The sequence below is a fragment of the Candidatus Phaeomarinobacter ectocarpi genome (assembly GCF_000689395.1).
GTDB lineage: Bacteria > Pseudomonadota > Alphaproteobacteria > CGMCC-115125 > CGMCC-115125 > Pyruvatibacter > Pyruvatibacter ectocarpi.
This window is the reverse complement of the sequence record NZ_HG966617.1, coordinates 2,443,941-2,463,039: the sequence shown is the minus strand read 5'-3', so window position 1 is coordinate 2,463,039 and position 19,099 is coordinate 2,443,941. Positions and strand designations below refer to the sequence as shown.

General features: G+C 57.8%; 18 protein-coding genes. 9 read left to right on the top strand and 9 right to left on the bottom strand.

The window, feature by feature from the left end; translation table 11 throughout:
* The first annotated feature begins 131 nt into the window (after positions 1-131).
* From BN1012_RS11940 to BN1012_RS11930, 3 genes are read left to right on the top strand one after another with little or no spacing between them, the layout of a single operon-like run.
* On the top strand, positions 132-1,913 hold the full coding sequence (locus tag BN1012_RS11940; RefSeq protein WP_171815958.1) for a peptidase domain-containing ABC transporter: 1,782 nt from the start codon (positions 132-134) through the stop codon (positions 1,911-1,913).
* Positions 1,910-4,051, top strand: coding sequence for a peptidase domain-containing ABC transporter (locus BN1012_RS11935; RefSeq protein WP_043949786.1), 2,142 nt, complete (start codon positions 1,910-1,912; stop codon positions 4,049-4,051). The genes BN1012_RS11940 and BN1012_RS11935 overlap by 4 nt, the downstream gene beginning before the upstream one ends.
* Before the next feature lie 2 nt (positions 4,052-4,053).
* The gene (locus tag BN1012_RS11930; RefSeq protein ID WP_052535175.1) at positions 4,054-5,397 is read left to right on the top strand and encodes an HlyD family type I secretion periplasmic adaptor subunit; all 1,344 of its coding nucleotides are present in this window, start codon (positions 4,054-4,056) and stop codon (positions 5,395-5,397) included.
* 126 nt (positions 5,398-5,523) lie between these two features.
* Here the strand turns inward: BN1012_RS11930 and BN1012_RS11925 are convergent, their stop codons facing one another.
* The gene (locus BN1012_RS11925) at positions 5,524-5,964 is read right to left on the bottom strand and encodes a BLUF domain-containing protein (protein WP_052535174.1); all 441 of its coding nucleotides are present in this window, start codon (positions 5,962-5,964) and stop codon (positions 5,524-5,526) included.
* Between the two features lie 163 nt (positions 5,965-6,127).
* Between BN1012_RS11925 and BN1012_RS16980 the strand changes: the two genes are divergently transcribed.
* Positions 6,128-6,838: a DUF2461 domain-containing protein gene (locus tag BN1012_RS16980; RefSeq protein WP_171815957.1), complete on the top strand. Its 711-nt coding sequence runs from the start codon at positions 6,128-6,130 to the stop codon at positions 6,836-6,838.
* Positions 6,839-6,853: 15 nt separating this feature from the next.
* Here the strand turns inward: BN1012_RS16980 and BN1012_RS11915 are convergent, their stop codons facing one another.
* Positions 6,854-7,999: a thiolase C-terminal domain-containing protein gene (locus tag BN1012_RS11915; RefSeq protein ID WP_043949785.1), complete on the bottom strand. Its 1,146-nt coding sequence runs from the start codon at positions 7,997-7,999 to the stop codon at positions 6,854-6,856.
* A gap of 2 nt (positions 8,000-8,001) precedes the next feature.
* Positions 8,002-8,427: an OB-fold domain-containing protein gene (locus BN1012_RS17875; RefSeq protein ID WP_043949784.1), complete on the bottom strand. Its 426-nt coding sequence runs from the start codon at positions 8,425-8,427 to the stop codon at positions 8,002-8,004.
* A gap of 186 nt (positions 8,428-8,613) precedes the next feature.
* Between BN1012_RS17875 and BN1012_RS11905 the strand changes: the two genes are divergently transcribed.
* A complete protein-coding gene (locus BN1012_RS11905; protein ID WP_043949783.1) occupies positions 8,614-9,036 on the top strand; it encodes a hypothetical protein in 423 nt (140 codons plus the stop codon).
* A 6-nt stretch (positions 9,037-9,042) separates the two neighbouring features.
* Here BN1012_RS11905 and BN1012_RS11900 read toward each other — a convergent pair whose 3' ends face one another.
* Entirely contained in the window at positions 9,043-9,723 is a 681-nt protein-coding gene (locus tag BN1012_RS11900; protein ID WP_244442898.1) for a nitroreductase, read from the bottom strand.
* Between the two features lie 149 nt (positions 9,724-9,872).
* Between BN1012_RS11900 and BN1012_RS11895 the strand changes: the two genes are divergently transcribed.
* Positions 9,873-10,982: a hypothetical protein gene (locus BN1012_RS11895; RefSeq protein ID WP_043949781.1), complete on the top strand. Its 1,110-nt coding sequence runs from the start codon at positions 9,873-9,875 to the stop codon at positions 10,980-10,982.
* Here BN1012_RS11895 and BN1012_RS11890 read toward each other — a convergent pair.
* From BN1012_RS11890 to BN1012_RS11880, 3 genes are all read right to left on the bottom strand, one after another.
* On the bottom strand, positions 10,979-12,400 hold the full coding sequence (locus tag BN1012_RS11890; protein WP_052535168.1) for a tetratricopeptide repeat protein: 1,422 nt from the start codon (positions 12,398-12,400) through the stop codon (positions 10,979-10,981). The two genes, BN1012_RS11895 and BN1012_RS11890, sit on opposite strands and share 4 nt — an antisense overlap.
* Before the next feature lie 53 nt (positions 12,401-12,453).
* The gene (locus BN1012_RS11885; RefSeq protein ID WP_043949780.1) at positions 12,454-13,686 is read right to left on the bottom strand and encodes an acyl-CoA dehydrogenase family protein; all 1,233 of its coding nucleotides are present in this window, start codon (positions 13,684-13,686) and stop codon (positions 12,454-12,456) included.
* 63 nt (positions 13,687-13,749) lie between these two features.
* Positions 13,750-14,337, bottom strand: a complete 588-nt coding sequence (locus BN1012_RS11880) for a TetR/AcrR family transcriptional regulator (RefSeq protein WP_043949779.1) — start codon at positions 14,335-14,337, stop codon at positions 13,750-13,752.
* A gap of 116 nt (positions 14,338-14,453) precedes the next feature.
* Between BN1012_RS11880 and BN1012_RS11875 the strand changes: the two genes are divergently transcribed.
* Both BN1012_RS11875 and BN1012_RS17410 read left to right on the top strand, forming a co-directional pair.
* On the top strand, positions 14,454-15,209 hold the full coding sequence (locus BN1012_RS11875; RefSeq protein WP_043949778.1) for a glutathione S-transferase family protein: 756 nt from the start codon (positions 14,454-14,456) through the stop codon (positions 15,207-15,209).
* 44 nt (positions 15,210-15,253) lie between these two features.
* Positions 15,254-15,406, top strand: a complete 153-nt coding sequence (locus BN1012_RS17410; protein ID WP_081826360.1) for a DUF2256 domain-containing protein — start codon at positions 15,254-15,256, stop codon at positions 15,404-15,406.
* Here the strand turns inward: BN1012_RS17410 and BN1012_RS11870 are convergent.
* Positions 15,384-16,916, bottom strand: coding sequence for a cryptochrome/photolyase family protein (locus BN1012_RS11870; RefSeq protein WP_043949777.1), 1,533 nt, complete (start codon positions 16,914-16,916; stop codon positions 15,384-15,386). The two genes, BN1012_RS17410 and BN1012_RS11870, sit on opposite strands and share 23 nt — an antisense overlap.
* Before the next feature lie 9 nt (positions 16,917-16,925).
* Positions 16,926-17,654: an SDR family NAD(P)-dependent oxidoreductase gene (locus BN1012_RS11865; protein ID WP_043949776.1), complete on the bottom strand. Its 729-nt coding sequence runs from the start codon at positions 17,652-17,654 to the stop codon at positions 16,926-16,928.
* A gap of 126 nt (positions 17,655-17,780) precedes the next feature.
* Here BN1012_RS11865 and BN1012_RS11860 point away from each other — a divergent pair, with 126 nt between their 5' ends.
* Positions 17,781-19,097: an MFS transporter gene (locus BN1012_RS11860; protein ID WP_043949775.1), complete on the top strand. Its 1,317-nt coding sequence runs from the start codon at positions 17,781-17,783 to the stop codon at positions 19,095-19,097.
* Positions 19,098-19,099: the final 2 nt, after the last annotated feature.

Here is a 19,099-nt window from a genome sequence, read left to right as displayed (position 1 = left end):
CATTAAAATTTGAATTAACTAAGTAGAAAATGTTGACGTTTACCAATCGGGGATCGAGAGAACCCGAATTGGATTTTCCGTCAGTGGAAGAGCAAGCAGCTGATACCCCGCCTACCGTAAAGCAAAGTCTTATGCGGAAAATGGGCTTTGGGGCTGAGGACAGCGAGAGCGGTGTCGTGCCGCCTCGGCTGAGCCGTGCTGTCTGGGTGTCTTCGCTCGCCATCAACATCCTGGCGCTTGGTCTGCCCATGGTCATTCTGCAGGTGTATGACCGTATTCTTCCTAACGAGGCGCTTGGTACTTTCGGGTTGCTGCTGGGTGGTCTCGCCGTCGTCCTGGTTCTTGATGCCACGTTGAAGATCGCCCGCGCCCATGTGGTGGGGTGGGCTGCTGCACAGTTTGAGCATCGAACCGCGACGGAACTGGTTGGCCGGTTTCTATATGCAAGCCCGGCGGAAATCGAAAAGGCACCTCCCGGTGTCCACCTGGACCGATTGCAGGCCATCGATACATTGCGAGAGTTTTACGGCGGGCAGTCCCGGCTGCTGCTGGTGGACCTGCCATTCCTGTTTATCTTCCTTGGACTGATCTTTGTCATTGGTGGGCCGGTGGTACTCGTCCCTCTGGCCATGATTGCGTTGCTGGCGGTGGTTTCCATCTTTGCCGGGCGTGCGCTCAAGGAACGCCAGGCCCAGCGCGCCGAGCTTGATGACCGCCGCTACAGCTTCATCATTGAAGCGCTGTCAGGCATCCAGACGATCAAGAGCATGGCCATGGAGCCGCAGATGCAGCGCCGCTACGAGCGGCTGCAGAGCACGGGCGCGGGATCTGCCTACAAATCCATCGTTCTGGGCAATTTGGTTCAGACCATCGGTGGCATCATCTCCAACCTCACCATGATCCTGATTGTCTCTGCCGGGGCCTTGCTGGTGATTGGCGGGTCATTGTCCGTGGGCGGATTGGCTGCCTGCACATTGCTGGGTGGTCGGGCGTTGCAGCCTCTTCTCAAGGGGATGAGCGTATGGACGCAACTCCAAAGCCTTGATGTTGCGCGGGCGCAGGTGGCCGAACTTCAGGAAATGGACGCGGCGCCGCAAAGCGAACCTGTCCGCATCGACGACCTCAAGGGCAACGTGTCGTTCCGCGACGTCACTTTCCGCTATGGCGAGGGTGATGCCCTTCTCGACAAGTTCAGCCTTATTGTGAAGCCCGGCGAGATGCTTGCCCTTACGGGGCCTGAAGGCGACGGTAAGTCGACGCTGCTCAAAATGATCATGGGTGAGCTGGCGCCTGATGAGGGGCAGGTCTTCATTGACCAATATGAGGCAAGCGGCGCGCGGCGCGACGACCTGGCGCTGGACATTGCGTACATGCCGGCCATGGCAACGCTCTTCAAAGGCACCATTCTAGAGAACCTCACGATGTTTCGCGAAGGCGATGCCATTGACCGCGCGCGTGAAGCTGCGCGGATGATCGGCCTTGAGGAAGACATTCACCGGCTGCCGCAGGGCTATGACACAGAAGTCAGTCAGGGCATTTCCGATGAACTCCCCGGCGGCATGATGCAACGCATTGTGATTGCCCGCGCCCTGGCGCGTGATGCCCGCATTCTGCTCTTTGATGAAGCCAATGCCGGACTTGACCGCAAGGCAGACACCCAACTGACAGATGCACTGATGGAGCTCAAAGGCAAAATCACGATCATCGCCGTCAGCCATCGGCCGTCGCTCATTCGGCTGGCCGATCGCGTGATCTCTATCCGCAAGGGGCGGGCGCGGCTCAACCACGAATTTGCCCCGCAACGCCAGGCCGTGGAACCGGAGGCTGCGACAGAAGCTGACGCTGATGCGGCTACGGCGCAGGGCGAAGAAACCAATCGGGATGCAGCCGCTCAGGCAGGAGGTGCTGCATGAGTATGCCAGCATCCGCGCCGCGTCTTGAAAACCTGCTGCATGGCGGTGGCATTTCAAGTTTCCAGCCGACATCCGCCACCGGCGCATGTCTGGTGCCGTTGCTTCATGCGCTGGGCTGGCGCGGTGAAGCCCGTCATCTGGCTGAAGCCCTGCCACACTTTGCGGACTCTCTTGATCTTGCCGACCTGCGGATGGTGTTGGCCAATCTGCACTACGTAACAGTGCCTGAGCGCACCACGCTGGCTGATCTGCGCGCAGAGTTGCTGCCTTGCCTGTTTGAGCAGGACGGCAAGACAGCCGGCCTTGTTCTTGAGCGCAATGGCGACATGCTGACGGTGCTTGATGGTGTGCTGGGGGACGTGGTTGAAGTTTCCGCCAGTGGGACCCTTGGCACCGCTTACTACATTCGCAAGTCCAGTGAATCCCTTGAAGAGCAGGAGAAGGCTGCTCAGCGCAACTGGCTGGGTGATGTGGTCAAGCGTTTCAAGACCGTCATCTGGCAGGCCATTGCCCTGACCTTCGTCATCAACATTTTTGCAGTTGTGGTGCCGCTCTTCATCATGGGTGTGTATGACAAGGTGGTCGCGACGCGGTCGCCTGACACACTTGCGTTCTTCCTTGGCGGCGTCCTGCTCGCTGTGATGGCGGATTGCGGGTTGCGGCTCGTAAGAGGGCAGATGCTGGCCTATGTCGGCGCAAGGTTGGACATGCTGATTGGTGCAGCGGCCTTTCAAAAACTTCTCAACATGCCCGTGAGCATGACGGAGCGTGCGCCAATCGGTGCGCAGATTGCCCGTCTCAAGCAGTTTGAAACCGTCCGCGAGGTCTTTACCGGACCGCTGGCGGCTTCAGCGCTTGATCTGCCATTCCTGCTCATGTTCCTGGCAACAGTCTTCATGATTGGCGGGGTCATCGGCTTTGTGCCGGTTGCTCTCATTGTCGGGTTCACAATCCTTGGACTTGTCACCTGGCCCATCAGCAAGTCCCGTGTTGCCAAGCTGGGCGAGGCGCGCTCGGCGCGTCAGGCATTCTTGATTGAAACAATCGAGAACCAGCGCGTTGTTCGACAATCTGGCAATGGGCTGCACTGGAAAACACGCTTCAGAGACATCTCAGCCAAGGGGGCGGCGGCGCATCACTCCGTGTCGCATCTAGGGGTCATCGTTCAAACCCTGAGCCAGTCCATGATGATGGCGTCAGGCGTGGCGACCCTTGCTGTTGGCACCTTGATGGTGATGGAAGAGATGATGACCATCGGTGCGCTCATTGCCACCATGGCATTGGTGTGGCGGCTTCTTGCGCCTATTCAGGCGGCGTTTCTTGGGATCAACCGCATTGAGCAAGTCAAGCAGTCGCTGGCGCAAGTCAATCAGTTGATGCGTATTCAGGTGGAGCGCGCGCCGGGTCAACAGCAATCGTTCTATCGCAGCTTCAAGGGCCGTATCGCCTTTGGCAAAGTGAGCTTCAGATATACGCCGCGTGCCGAGCCGGCCCTTGTTGGTGTGGATTTTGTTGTGAAGCCCGGAGAAATGATTGCGATTACCGGGTCCAGTGGCTCGGGCAAGTCGACCATTCTCAAGATTTGCTCCGCGCTCTACATGCCTCAGGCTGGCGCAGTCAGCATTGATGGCAATGACCTTCGCCAACTCGACACGGGGGATCTTCGTCAGTCGATCGGGTATGTGGCGCAGCGGACATCGGTGTTCCACGGCACCCTGGCGCAGAACATGCGCCTGGCCCAGCCCACGGCCAGCGAAGACGACATTCAAAACGCATTGAAAGATGCAGGCCTTGGCGAATTCGTGGCCTCGCTCCCTGAGGGGCTTGAGACGCGGATGACGGATCAGTTCCAGCGGCGGATGGCCGATGGCATGAAGCAACGCTTTGCGTTGGCCCGCGCCTACGTAAAAAACGCGCCCATTTACCTTTTTGATGAGCCAGCAAACAATCTGGACGACGAGGGAGACGAGCTTTTGCGCGAAAAACTCGCAAAACTTAAGGGGAACGCTACAGTTTTAATGGTTACTCAACGCCCGTCCCATATGAAGATAGCTGATCGTGTTGTCGTTATTGACCAGGGGCGCGTGGCACTGGATGGTCCGCCGGATCAGGTGCTTGCCGAGCTGTTCGGGAGCTAGAAGTGAAACTGGGTCTTCACAAACTCAAGCGCCGTGTGTTGGGTGCGCCGGATGAAAAACTCCTGGCGCTGCCGCTTGCGCTTGAAGAAGGCAAAGCCCCTCGGGTTGCAAGTCTCGTTCTGACGGTTGTGAGCCTTTTTGTCGGGATGGCTGTCATCTGGGCCTCCCTGACGACTGTTCGTGAGCTGGCAGTTGCTGCCGGCCAAGTGGAACCTGCCGGATCCGTGCTGACGGTCAAACATCTTGAAGGCGGCATTGTCGGTGACATTCTGGTCAGCAACGGTGCACTTGTTGAAGCGGGTGAGGCGCTGGTTCAGTTTCAGCCAGCCCTTGCAGGCGCGGACCTTGATCAGGCGCGCGCGAAAGCTGCGTCGCTGCAACTGACTGCGGAACGTCAGGCTGCTTTTGTGAATGAGCAGGAACCCGTGTTCGACGTGGATGCAGAGTTCCTGCACCTTGCAGACGAACAGATGGAAGCATGGGAACTTCAGGACGCCTCTCGCGCTGAACAGCGCGGTGTGGCGCGGTCGCGTATCGCGCAACGCCAGGCCGAGCTTTCTTCCCTTGAACGTCGTGTCATCAATCTGGAGACGCAGGTCAGCATTCTGGAAGAACAGATGGAGATGCGTCGCGGTCTGCTGGAAAAAGGGCTCGTCTCCCGCATTGCTTTTCTTGAAAGCCAGCGCGCTGTGGAACAGACCCGTGGTGAGCTGATTACGACGCAGGGCCGGGTCGCTGAAGTCGAACAGGCGATGCTTGAGACTGAGCTGAGCCTTAAAGAGATTAATGCCCGCCTGCTTGATGAGGCCAAGCGTGATCGCGCCCGTGCCTTGGGAGAGCTGGAAGAAGTCAACAATCAGATTGCCAAGGCGCAGGACCGGGTAAAACGCCTTGCTCTGCGCGCGCCAGCGCGTGGGCTTGTCAAAGGTCTGACGGTCAAGTCCGTGGGTGACGTTGTGCGTCCCGGTGACCCGGTTCTGGAAATTGTACCTATTGATGACGAACTGGTGGCTCAGGTCGAAGTTGACCCCAAGGACATTGGTCACGTTTCCATTGGTGACCGCGCACATGTGCGTGTGACCACCTATGACCCGGCGCGCTTCGGTGCACTTGAAGGCAGTGTCAGTAAAATTTCGGCTTCGACTTTTGAGAATGATCGTGGCGAACATTTCTACCACGCGACCATCAAGCTGGATCGCAACTTTGTGGGCAGCGGACTGACCAAGCATCTGGTTTTGCCGGGTATGGTGGTAAATGCAGAAATCGTCACCGGATCAAAGTCGATCGTGCGCTATCTGCTCAAGCCAGTGTTCCGGTCTCTCGATACAGCTTTCTCCGAGCGCTAAGCGCCAGCTATAAGCGTCAGTTAAAGCGTCGGGGGCAGACAGACGAAAAAGGCTCGACGTCTTCGTCGGGCCTCGTTTCGTTCTGCACACACTTTCAAACAGGTCCCTTCAACCAGGCATCTTCAATTAGGCCAGGCCAAAGTCTCTGAAGCTGCGGACGAAGCTGCCTGCGAGAACCGAAATCTCCGGGCTTGTGCTTTCGAACTGTGCCTCCAGATTGTCGATCAAGCCGGTCAGAGAAATGATGATGTCGCGATGTTCGTCTGACAGGTCTTCCGGTGAGGCGTAGCCCATGGACCATTGAGGAAAGCTTCGCGTATCCACATGCTTTGTCATCAGGATTATCGGGTCTTTGTGGCGCTCATCTTGTTGAATGCGCTCGTAGCAGGCTGCAACAGCTGCCTCATCACCTTCAAGCACCTGAAAGAAGTTGCCGTCATGGGCCATGAGCATGCCTGTGATCTGCGTGCGTTCGTTGTTTTCGCGCGATTTTTCGAGGATGTCCTCAATGGTCGTGTTGACGGATCCATCCTGCGCGGCGCTGACATAAACGAGTTGATAGACCATCTGATAACCCCTCAACGATATGTCCCCTCCTGCGTGTAACGCACCACAGTTAAATTTTTGGTTACATTTTCACGGCGCGCGGTCCGTTTAAGAATTCCAGCTAGACTTCCCCTCATTCCTATAGAATTATGATCATAATTTAATGAGAATGAGGGGCAAGGAAGTGGCTTCAGATTTTGACGGTTTCTCACCGGACCTGGTGGATTTCCTGGGGATGCTGGACAGGAACAATTCAAAAGCCTGGTTTGATGCTCACCGGGCCGACTATGAGGGACTGTATCTCCAGCCCGCCAAGGATTTTGTATCCGCCATGGCTGGCCCCTTGGCCAAGGCAGTTCCCGGCGCCAAGGCAGAGGCTCGGGTGAACGGATCGATCATGCGCATCAACAAGGATGTTCGGTTTTCCAAGGACAAGACGCCGTACAAGCCGCATCTGTCGTTGATGTTTCCGGTGGGAGACGCGTTTGACCGTAAGCTGCCGGCCCTGTGGTTCCGCATCTCGCCAACGCAGCTGCATCTTGGCTGCGGCATGATGGATTTTGGGCCAACCGGCCTCAAGACCTATCGGGATTCAATTGCTGATCCCAAAACGGCAAAGGCGTTTGCGGACATCATTTCCAAGACGCATCAGGCGGGTGGCTGGGAGCGTGGGACGCCCAAATACAAGACAGTGCCGCGCGGATACCCGGCCGTGAAGGAAGCTGGTGGCATTCAGGCAGATTTGATCCGCCATTCAGGCTTTCACATGGGCACGCAGGAGCCACATCCAAAGCAGCTGTTCACGCCGGAAGCCGTGGAGTTTGTATGCGGTCGACTGAAGACCCTGAAGCCTGTGGCTCAGTGGCTGTCCAAAACAATTGGAACAGCACACTGAGCTTCAGACCATTGGTTATGGCGCGACGTTGGACATGATGATGGAGCCGGACGCTGCAAACATACCGCCAACGCCGTGACACATGGAGATTTCAGCGCCCTCCACCTGTGCAGGCGCTATGCCCCGCATCTGCCGTACGCTCTCCTGCAGAGCATACATGCCGTACATGCCTGAATGCATATAAGAGAGACCGCCCCCATTTGTGTTGAGGGGCAGTTTGCCTCCCGGGCGCGTGTTGCCTTCGGCAATGAAGGCACCGGCCTCTCCGCGCTCGCAGAACCCCAGATCTTCAAGTCCGTAGAGCGGCAGATGCGCGAAAGCGTCGTAAATCATCATGTGGTCTATGTCGCTGTGGCTGACGCCAGCGGACGCCATGGCTGCAGGACCTGCCACGCGGAAGGCGCGCGACGTGGTGAAGTCCTCCATCTGACTGACCATGGGCGTCTCGGTGCTTTCGCCGGTGCCAAGGATATAGACAGGCTTATTGGGAAAATCCCTGGCGCGGTCAGCTGACGTTATGATCAACGCACCCCCACCATCTGTGACGAGGCAACACATGAGTAGCCGGAAGGGCCAGGCAATCATCCTGGAATTGAGCACATCATCAACGCTGATCGGGTCCTTCATGTAGGCGCGCGGGTTCTTTGCGGCCCATTCACGTTGAACGACGGCAACCGACGCCAGCTGCTCCATGGTGGTGCCCGTGTCCTGCAAATATCGCAGAACCGGGATGGTGAACATGGAGGGTGGCCCCATGACACCGTATGGCACTTCAAACTGACCGTTGAGACTTGTGGGACCTCGGCCGCCGCCACGGTTGACGCCAACGCGGCTCTTGCCGCTTTCGCCATGGGTGACAAGCACCGTTGTGCACAGTCCCGCTTCAATGGCTGCCATGGCATGGCGCACATGCAGCATGAATGAACAGCCACCGACGGATGTGCCATCCACCCATGTGGGTGTGATGCCCAGATAGTAGGCGAGGGTGCCCGGGTTCTCGCCAGCTGTGGCAACGCCATCAATGTCGGAGATTTTCAAGCCAGCATCGTCAAGGGCGTTGAGAGCTGCATCCGCGTGCAGCATCAGCTCTGACATATGCGGTATTTTGCCAAGGTCGGTTGTTTCAGCCGCGCCGACGATTGCTGTTGTTTTCTGTCCCATGGTTACGCTCCCGCCGGGCTGTTTGCGGGCGTGAATTTCGGCAGGGCGATGTCGTCAGATTTGTCCTCGAACGTCACCTTGAGGGGCATGTCCAGTTGCAGTGCCTCGGGCGTCTGTGGGCAGCCCACAATATTGGTCATCATGCGCGGGCCTTCAGCGAGCTCCACCACCGCAATGGAATGGGGTTCTTCGCCGAAGTCCGGACGGGGACGGTGGTTGATGACATAGGAGTAGAGCTTGGCGTTGCCGCTTGCTGTGAACACGGCCACATCCCTTGAGCCGCAATCAGGGCAGAAGGGCCGCGGGGGGAAGTAGGCGTGGTCGCAAGCGCTGCATCTTTGCAGGCGAAGCTCGCCAGCCTTAGCGCCTTCCCAGAAATGCGCTGTCTCTGGCGTTGGCTGGGGTAGAAACTGTTTTGGTGCGGGCATACCGGGCCCTCCCTTCAGACTTATCGAGAATGTTTTGACGGGCGGGAGGATAACGGGCCGGAGCACATACTCAACAGACGGTTAATTTGACGTCCGATCTTAACCATGTGCTGTGCCAAAGTGGGAATTCTACGCCGGATTGCTTATGTTGAAATCTCGACTTGATCCCGCTGAAAGGGTGGACCCATGAAAGCATTCGCATCACTGATCGCGACACTGATCATGACAGCGACTTTCGCCGCAGGCGCTTTTGCATCTTCAGCTCAGGCTGGTGACGCAAACCGTAGCTGGCAGATGTCGGGGGCGGATGCTGAGGTCTATGTACCTGTCGAACCTCAGACACCCAGCCTTAATGGCCACATGGCTCTTGGCAGCCTGAGCGGCGGCGTGGGCAATGCCTTTGGGAGTCATTGCTGCTCCAGTGGCGGCGGCTTTTTCATCGTGACAGGCAGCGCCGGACGCGGTGGCGCGCAAAGTGGAAATGGCGCTGATGGTGACATCGCGTTCCGGCAGGCGCGTGACGCAGCGTTCGGGCGTAGCCTTGGCGGGCCAGCCATTGATCGGGCGTTTCGTTTCCGTGCCAACGGTATTCAGCGGTCTGGTTTCTAGCCCACCCTACTTGTCGTGAAACGTCACGATTTTTGATAGCGGTTCGCGCTCTGCAACAAGTGTGTTCACGGGCTCGTTCTCGTCGGCGTATCCAAGTGACATGCCGCAGACGACATATTCCGTATCGGGAATGTCGAGCACATCCTTGGTAACTGTCCAAAAATTGTTCCAGGCGCCCTGCGCGCAGGTATCAAGGCCACGGGCGCGCGCTGCCAGCATAATTGTTTGAAGCATGATCCCCATATCGACCCAGCTTGAGTATTCAAGATCCTTGTCGATGGTGAACAGCAACCCAACTGGCGCATCAAAAAACTCGTAGTTACGTGCCCATTGGCGCCAGTTGGCTTCCTGGTCGCCCTTTGGGATTTCAAGCAGACCGTACATGGCCTTGCCGAGGGTGCGCATACGCGTGGTGTAGGGCTCCTTGCGTTTTGAGGCGCGGGGGTACTCTGAAAATGAATCGGGAGCGCCTTCTTCGCGGTGTTTTTCACGGTGCTGAAGAACAGCGCTGACCAGCTTGTTGCGGGCCTCTCCCATCACCACATGAATGTGCCAGGGCTGAACGTTCGTGCCGCTTGGTGCCTGGCGGGCGACGTCCAGCAGATCATCGATGATGTCCCGCGGAACAGGGTCGGATTTGAACGCGCGGATGGAACGGCGTGTACGGATGGCATCATCAATGTGCATGGAAGTGTCCGTCATTGGCAGGTAAAGCTTTCGAGGCGCAGTCTTAAGACAGCACTGGGTTTGTGCAAGGCTTCTTTGTAGGCTTTGCAAGAATGCAAACACTTGGCGCCTGAACGCAGTGGCTGAAACATGAAGGGGACGTGGACCGGATGAGAGTACCCAAGGATCTGGCTTTCTCATGGGAAGCAAAACTGGTGCGCTTTTTGGGTGTTTCGCCCGCCATGGCAGCGCCGATTGTTTCGGCGCTTGTGGCTGCCACCTATTTTGTTCCCGGCTATGCCTTTGGCCTGTTGCCCATCCAGCTTGATCTGCGCGATTCCAGCATTCCTCTGGACCCCTACAGCTGGGCTGCCATTGTCACGTCGCTTCTTGCGGGCTTTACGGTCTTTGCGCTTCCTTACGCTCAGGTGCGCCACTTGGGAGACATTACGTCCCTGGCGGAGATCACCCCGTCATTGGACCGCTCGGGGCTGCGTGACCTTTATGTGCGGTCATCTGCCGGAGACAAGAGTGGACGGCTCATTGCTTCGGCCCTTGGCTGGTGCTTTGGATTGTTGATCCCCATCTTCTCCGTGCCTGGCGCCTGGACGGTTATGTCGGGTCAACCAAGCACCTGGGATACGGACCTGCCGCCGTCGGCCTATTGGGCGGCGGGTTGGTTCTTGATCATTGTGCCGTTTCTGATCGCCAGCCTGTCCAAGGCTTCCTATCAAATGGTGACTGGCGCGCGGCGCTTGCTGACGGAGACAGTTGCGCGCCTGGAAGTGGGGCCGCTGGATGCCGACAGATTGCGCCCGTTGGTCAATGCGGGACTGCACACGTCATTTATCTGGATGATCGGGGCGGCCATTGGTGTGCTGTTTGTGCTCGATGCGAATATCGACGCGACTGTCATTCTGATCTTCATGGCCTGCATCGCTATTCTTGGTGGCCTTGCAGCCATAACCCCGGCGATGGCGGGCCGGCAGGTCATTCGCCGGTCAAAGGACAAGGCACTTGCTGAGGTCCGTGCCGTGATCGCGCATCTGCACCTTGATGCGCTGGATGCGGCAAGTGAAACCAAAGTAAGGCAGGCGGACGATCAACGCCTCGCTCAAATGGGTGCGCTTCTGGCATATGAGGACAGGCTGGAGAAGGCGCCGGAAACGCCTATTAGTGCGCCGACTGTTGCACAATTTGCACTTTATCTGGCGATCCCGGTGAGTTCCTGGCTGGGGGGTGCATTTGTGGAGCGGATGGTGGATGCCGCACTTGGCTAGGCGTCAGTCTGCGCTGCGCTTTCGTACTCATCATTCAGGTAAGGCTCTATTGCTTCACGCACTTCGCCATACCGCTTTTGATCCACTACCAGCTGATTGAGCAGGTCGGTGTAGCTAGCCCTGGTGAGTGCAGACGACATGACAGATTTGAGTTCATCGGCAAATGCCCTTGCCTCGGATGTATTGCCCAGCAGTGCGTGTGCCATGAGAAGTGAAACACGGCCCATCATGGTGGGGCGTCTTTCGTAGGCCGTCTTTGCATAGTCCAGCGCGAGTGACGGGTTCCCAAGGACATTGTGCGCAAGAGCAAGGTGAGACTGCCAGTGATACGCCTGCGGCTCTCGTGGCGAGAGGCGTAGCGCGCGCTCGATATGCTCAATGGCTTCCTGGGTGCGGCCCGCATAAACGAGAGAGACGCCAAGGCTCCCCAGAGCAGGCGCGTAGTCCGGATTGAGATCAAGTGCCTTTTGGTAGGAGCGGCGTGCCTCATCGCTCTCGCGATAGTTAGAGAGAGCCGCACCCGCAAGGTGGCGTATGGCAGGATCGTCAGGGTCCAGCGTAATTGCCTGCTGGATATGATGGTTGGTTTTTGCTTTCAGGTCCTGGGTCGATTTGGTTTCTTCGTCGCCCAGCTGGAAGGCGAGCGAGTAGGCGTGAGCGAGGACCCCATGCGCCAAAGCAAACTCAGGCGCTTCTTCCAAAATGGCTTCCAGACGTTTGATGACATCCTTGGCGTTTGCCTGATTGGCCAGATCGTTCTGCAGATCCAGCCATGCGGCATTGACGCGTGACCATATATCCAGTCCGACTGGGTTCTCACGTGCGCGGGCGGCTTCGGCCCGGCGCAGTTCGGGAATGAGCGCTGCAACAATGTCCGCTGTCACGATGTCATCAAGCTCGAAAATATCTTCAATGGGGACGTCAAAGCGTTGCGACCATGTGGTGGCACCATTGGTGGCGTCTATCAGCTGCGCACTTACACGGACGCGGTCGTCACGGGTACGGACGGTCCCTTCCAGCACATACCGCACGCCGAGTTCGCGGGAGACTTCGCGCACATCCACGCTGCGGCCCTTGTAGGTGAAGCATGAATTGCGGGCGATAACGAACAAATGCCGATTGGCAGACAGGCCTGCGATGATCTCGGTCGTGAGGCCATCGGCAACTGCCTCTTTGGATGGGTCACCGGAGGTGTTTTCAAAGGGCAGAACGGCAATGGAAGGCCGGTCGGTTACAGGATTTGGCTGCTGGGCGCCGGGCGATGAGGCGGCGGATGCGCCCAGGCCGGCGCTTGTTTTCCGGTTGTTGACCAGCCAGTTGCGCCCGACGGTTGCAGCGACAGTGCCGATCAAAATGAGCGCGGCGATGGCTGAAAGGGCGGATTCGTACTCGTTGAGCCAATCAAGGATGGCAGTCATTCTTTAGAAGCCTCAGGCAGAACGCAGGCAGGTTTGCCTACATGGGCCGGAGCCTACAGCCCCAGCACTGCCTTTGCCATGATATTGCGCTGAATCTCATTTGATCCGGCATAGATGGAACCGGCCCTGTCGTTGAGATATTTGGGGACTGCCGTGACCCAGCGTTCCGGGCCCACAGGCGGCAGATTGCCGTCACGCACAGGGGCGCTCGGCACAGGGCCACCCGGACTCGTATATTGCGGTTGGAATGGCGCCCCATAAAAGGCTGCGGCCTCGATGGCAATTTCGGTCAGACGCTGGCTTACCTCCGTGCCCCGTGTCTTGAGCATGGACGACTCCGCTCCGGGAGGATCTCCGGCTGCAAGGGCAGACAGAATGCGATGTTCTGTGAATTCAAGAGTTGCGATTTCAACTTCGGCCTCGGCCAGCTTGGTTGCAAAGCTAGGCTCGTCAATCAGGCGGGTGCCTGTGCCCGCGTTTTCTTCGGATGCGCCTGCACGAATGCGCTCAAGGCGAGAATACAGGCCCGGTGCGTAGGCGTTGCCGCGCTCGAACTGGAGCAGGTATTTGGCAACTGTCCAGCCCTTGCCAACCTCTCCAACCACATTCTCCTTTGGAACTTTGACATTCTCAAAGAAAATCTGGTTCTGGATGTGCTCGCCGGTAAGCATCAACAGAGGGTCAACGGTTACGCCCGGCTGATCCATGTCCATCAGGACAAATGTGATGCCTTCCTGCGGCTTGCTGGAGCCGTCGGTGCGCACAAGGCAGAAAATGCGGTTGGCGTAATTGGCATGGGTCGTCCAGATCTTGGCCCCTGAACACACAAAGTGATCGCCCTTGTCTTCGGCTTTCATTTGCAGGGAGGCGAGATCTGACCCTGATCCGGGTTCGGAATATCCCTGGCACCAGAAATCTTCGCCCTCCCGGATACGCGGCAGGTAGAAGTCTTTTTGTTCCTTGGTGCCGTAGCCTATGAGAGCCGGGCCGATCATTCCCACACCCATGGGGGAAAGGGAGGGCGCGCCGGCCTTGGATGTTTCGCTGGCCCAGATGTACTGGCGCATCAGATCCCAGCCCGTGCCGCCATATTCCACCGGCCAGGCGGGGACGAGCCAGCCTTTGCGGTTCAGCATCTTGTGCCAGCGCATGGTGACGTCGTAATCGGCATACACGCTGGTGCCCAGACGGCCCGCGCGCTTGAGGTCCTCGTCCAGATTATCGTTCAGAAATGTCCGGACTTCGTCACGGAATGCGTCGTGCTCTTTTGTGAGGGCGAGATCCATAGGTGCTGCTCCCGATGCTTTGTTTCGGGGTCACTCTATCGCGGGATGTCGGCGTCGTCTTGTCTAAGGTTTCGAGCGGTCGAGCAGCTTGGCAATTTCGTCGCGTGAGGCTGACATTATTGCGGTCTGCAACTCTTTGTCTCCAGATGCCCGGCCAAGGATAAAGCCCCCCACGGCGAGGGCAATGGCAGCCAGAGCCCGCGAATCCGGTTCTTCAGATGACGTGAGGCCGCGCGCGAATTCACGCTCGAGATCACTCAACCCCCTGGCGAACTCCTTTCGCGTTTTGGTGTCTGCGCGGGCGGCGTCCACGGCGAGAGAGGCCATGGGGCATCCCTTGCTGATGGCATCCATGTGTGCCGGCTCAAGGTAGCCTGTACAAATGTCCTTGGCCTCGTCGCGCAGTGCCTTGCCAGTGGTGCCGGTTCGCGCGCGCATGCGGCGCAGGAAGTCGGCCTCAAGACCCATCACGGATTGAAACAGATGCTGCTTGGATTTGAAGTGGCCGTAGAAGCCGCCATGGGTGAGACCTGCTTCCTTCATGATGTCCTGAACACCGACGCCTTCGTAGCCGCGGGTTCTGAACAGGTCCGCTGCTGCCTGCACAATGCGGGCGCGGGTTTCTTCCTTATGGCCTGGGGGATATCGCATGCGCTTTACGCGGCCTCCAAAACAGGTATAAGATTATGATCATAATTTAATGGATAGTTGCCAAAAGGCAAGCCACTGCCGATGGCCTGGGTGGTTAAGGGCAAGAGGACGGGTCGATGATCGAGCTGCATATGTTTCCCATGTCGCATTACAACGAGAAAGCGCGTTGGGCGCTGGATTACAAGGGTATACCCCATACGCGCATTCCCTATATGCCCGGGCCCCATGCAGGCAAGATCAAGAAGCTGTCAGGGCAAACACAAACACCCGTTATCCGGTTTGAGGACGGAGATGTCCTTGCGGGGTCTACGGACATTGTCCTGGAGCTGGAGAAGCGTTTTCCGCAACCAACCTTGTTGCCCGCCGATGAAGGCGCGCAGAAACAGGCGTTGGATCTGGTTGAGAAATTTGACGGTGACATTGCGGTCAAGGAACGTCGCTCGCTCTTTGTGCACCTGATTGATGAGCCGGACTATCTGTGCTCGATGTTTGCGCAGGGTCAAACACCTGCGAAACGATTCATTTATCGACGCATGCTGCCGCTGGTGAAAGGGATGATGCGCAGGTCCATGGATATTCACCCTGATGCTCTGGAAGAGGGCAATGCGTTGACCCGACAGGCCTTTGACTATGTTGCAGCGCAGACCCGTGACACCGGTTATCTGGTCGGCGACCAGTTCACCATTGCCGATCTCACTGCCGCCGCCATTCTCGCGCCATCTGTTCAACTGGACTATGCGGACATGATGAAGCCCAAACCGGTGGCACCAAGCATACAGGCCTATCTTGATCAATTTGCAGATCACCCGGGTGCCCAATGGGTTCGGACCATGTATGAGCAGCACCGTGCGCCGTTGAGGGTGGCCGCTTAGCCAAAGTGCTTGTCTGAGACCGCTGATGACCCAAATGTCGGGTCATGCGCAAGAAACACGACCTGCCGACAAAGGACTGTGCAGTGTGCCGGCGTCCGTTCACCTGGCGCCGCAAGTGGGCGGACGTCTGGGACGATGTCCGGTATTGCTCCGAGCGGTGTCGGCGTGCGCGCGCTAAACGGCGTCCAGGTTCTTGAGTATCTTGGCGGCGCGTTGGCGTGTGGCGTCGAGCTTCTGTGAGTCCATGCGTTCCAACGACTTCATGACCAGCCCCATCCGACCGTTCTTTTTGAAACGGTCTTCGTGGCGCGCGAGAAAGTCCCAGTACAACGCATTGAAGGGGCATGCCGTGTCGCCCGTCTGTTCCTTCACGCTGTAGGCACAGTTTGAGCAGTGGTCGGACATGCGGTCGATATACTTGCCGCTGGCCGCGTAGGGCTTGGACCCAACGACACCGCCATCGGCCCAAATGGCCATGCCGTGGGTATTGGGTAGTTCTACCCACTCATAGGCATCTGAATAGACACGCATGTACCAGTCATTGACTTCGTCGGGGTCGAGGCCGGCGACGAGGGCGAAGTTGCCGGTGACCATCAGCCGCTGAATATGGTGGGCGTAGGCATGGTCGCGGGTTTGGCCGATCGCCTGCGCCATGCAAGCCATCTTGGTGTCGCCGGTCCAGAAGAAGTCGGGCAGCGGCGTGGTGGCGTCCAGGGTGTTGCGTGTCTTGTAGTCGGGCATTTCGCGCCAATAGATGCCGCGGACAAACTCACGCCAGCCGATGATCTGTCTGATGAAGCCTTCTGCTGCGTTCAGGGGCGCATCGCCGTTTTTGTAGGCGTTTTCTGCAGCGGCACATACCGCGTGGGCGTCCAGCAGCCCCGCATTCAGGTAAGTTGATATGACGCTGTGAAACAGATGCGGATCTTTATCTGTCATCGCATCCTGATAGTCGCCAAAGCGTGGCAATGCGTGCTGAATGAAGCGGCGCAATGCGTGTTCGGCCTGTGATCGCGTGGTGGCGAAGGTGAACCCGTCCGATTGTCCGAAGTGATCGGCAAATTCACTGTTCACCAGGTCAATGACCTCTTGGGTGATCTCATCCGGAGTGAACTTTGATGGGCCGGGAAAATCCAGATCATCCTTGATCGGTTTGCGGTTGTCCTTGTCGAAGTTCCATTGCCCGCCTTCGGGCTTTCCATCCGCGTCCATCAAGAAAGACGTTTTGCGGCGCATCTCCCGATAGAAATACTCCATGCGCAATTCCTTGCGCCCCTCCGCCCACTCGTTGAATTCGTCCAGCTTGCACAGGAACCGATCGTCGTCCCGCAACTCCACATCGACGCCCAGGTCGGTGGACCATGTTTCCATGTCTTCAGCGAGGCGGAACTCACCGGAGCGCGTCACGACCAGACGGTCTGCCTTGTGTTTCTTGAGCGCACGTTGGGCTTCGCCCTTCAGGGTTCCGGTGTTGCCCTTATCGATCAGCTTGACGTAGTCGACACTGAATCCCTGGTCTTCCAGTTCGCAGGCGAAATGGCGCATGGCTGACAGAACGAAGATGATCTTCTTCTTGTGGTGCTTCACATAGGTGCACTCTGCCATGACCTCAGCGAGCAGGATCGTGTCTGTCTCGGGATCAATGTCCGCGAGCGACGACATGGCCGGGCTGAGTTGATCGCCCAGAATGAGGCGGACGGTCGCCATGAGTTCTGCTTATCCCTTGGTGCGCAAATGGCTGCGGCCACCATCAACGCGCATGACCTGGCCGGTGATCCAAGGGCTTTCATCGGTCAACAGAAATGCTGCGAGGGCTGCCGCGTCCTCGGCTTCGCCAAGGCGTGGGATGGGATGCAATTTTGCTATGCCCTGGGCCATGGCCTCCGACTGGGTGATGGATGCGGCGAGCTGTGTGTCCATCAAACTGGGAGCCACGATGTTTACGCGAATGTCCGGTGCCAGATCAGCTGCCAGCGCGCGTCCCAATCCTTCTACGGCACCTTTGGCCGCTGAGACGATGGCGTGGTTGGTAAAGCCCTGATCAACGGCGATGGTTGAGAACAGGACCACAGACCCCTTGGCCTTCTTCAAAGCCGGCGCGGCCTTTTGAATGGCAAGCGCTGCTGAAACTGCATTGAGCTGAAAAGCGGCAGTCAGATCGTCGCTGGTAATGCGCCGCAGTGGTTTCAGGTCGATGGACCCGACGCAGAATGCCAGCCCGGCAATACCGTCGTCGGTTGTGGCCTGTTCGACGATGTGTGTCAGGTCATCTTCGTGCGTCACATCACCCGCCACGTGCGTGGCGCCGAGTTGATCCGCTGACTTGGACAAGGCCTCTTCATTGCGGCCGCTGAGCACAAGTGGGTGCCCCTTGGCATGGAGTTTCGATGCCAATGCTGATCCGACTCCGCCAGTGGCTCCAAAAATCAGGAATGGTGCACTCATGTCTGTTCTCTTGCCTGTTGCTGCCTAGCGGATTGGTCCGGCTGGGTGAATAACTGCCATTCAGCGGCATATGTGGACCGGTCCATGTGACGTGAGTTATGTAGTCAGACCCATTCGGCAAGGCTGATGACCTCAAACAAAGATCAACACCCAAAATCTGCTCCGGCGGAGGAACTGACTGCGCTGCAGCAGACGACGGCAAGTGAGCGCAAGCGTGCCTTTGGCATCTTGTTCTTCTGTCTGCTGTGCCTGGGCATGGGACAGTCGCTGTTTTTTGCTGTTTTGCCACCGGTGGCGCGTGATCTTGGGCTGACTGAAGTTCAGGTCGGTGCGATTTTCTCTCTTTCAGCTTTGCTGTGGGTTGTCACCAGTCCGTATTGGGGGCGCACCAGCGACGTGTGGGGCCGCAAGCCGATCATGCTGATTGGGCTTTGCGGGTTCGGCACATCGACCATCGGCTTTGCCGTGTTCATCTGGATGGGCATGCAGGGGATGATTGGTCTGGCCTTGCTGTTTCCATTGCTGGTGGGCGTGCGTGCGATCTTCGGGGCTTTTGGGTCCGGCACCATGCCGGCCAGTCAGGCCTATGTGGCTGACCGGACGACGCGGGCGGAACGCGCGTCTGGCGTTGCCACCATCGGTGCCGCATTCGGGATGGGTACGGTTATTGGGCCTGGTGTTGCTGCAGCGCTGATCGTGTTCGGGCTTCTCGCGCCCTTCTTTGTGGTGGGGTCCCTGGCCTTTGCCAGCGCCATTGCCATCTGGGTGCTGCTGCCTGAGCGGACCCGTCCGCGCGAACGGCAGGACAAGAAGAACCGCCTGAAGATCAAGGACAGCCGGGTTTGGCCCTTTCTCATCGTTGGTGTGCTGATGGCGATGGGGCAGTCGATCGTCGTGCAGGTCTCAGCCTTCTACTTTCAGGACACGCTCTCTCTCAGCGTAGAAGATGCGGCACAGATGGTCGGTGTCGGCATGATGGCCATGGCGATGTCGACGCTGTTTGCGCAGCTTGTTCTGATCCAGCGGATGAACCTGTCGGTTCAGACCATGCTTCGCAGCGGCACCGTCATCATGATCGTCGCTTTCGGACTGATGATTACCGGCGGCAACTATGCCACGCTGGTCATGGCGCTGGTGGCGTCTGGCCTTGGATTTGGATTGCTGCGGCCTGGTCTGTCTGCAGCGGCTTCACTCAGTGTGGAGCCGGACGAGCAAGGTTCGATCGCCGGGTATATCGGTTCAACGGCTGCAATGGGGCATGTGGTCAATCCATTTGTCGCGTTGCCGCTTTATCAGATATTGCCCCAGGCGCCGTTTATCCTGGCGGCCTGTCTCATGGTCATCATGGGTGTTTTCATTCTGCTGCACCCGCTCGTTTCATCCGTACGCGCCGGATATGACGACGACGACGACCACGATGGTGATGTGGTGCCAAAGGGTTAGAA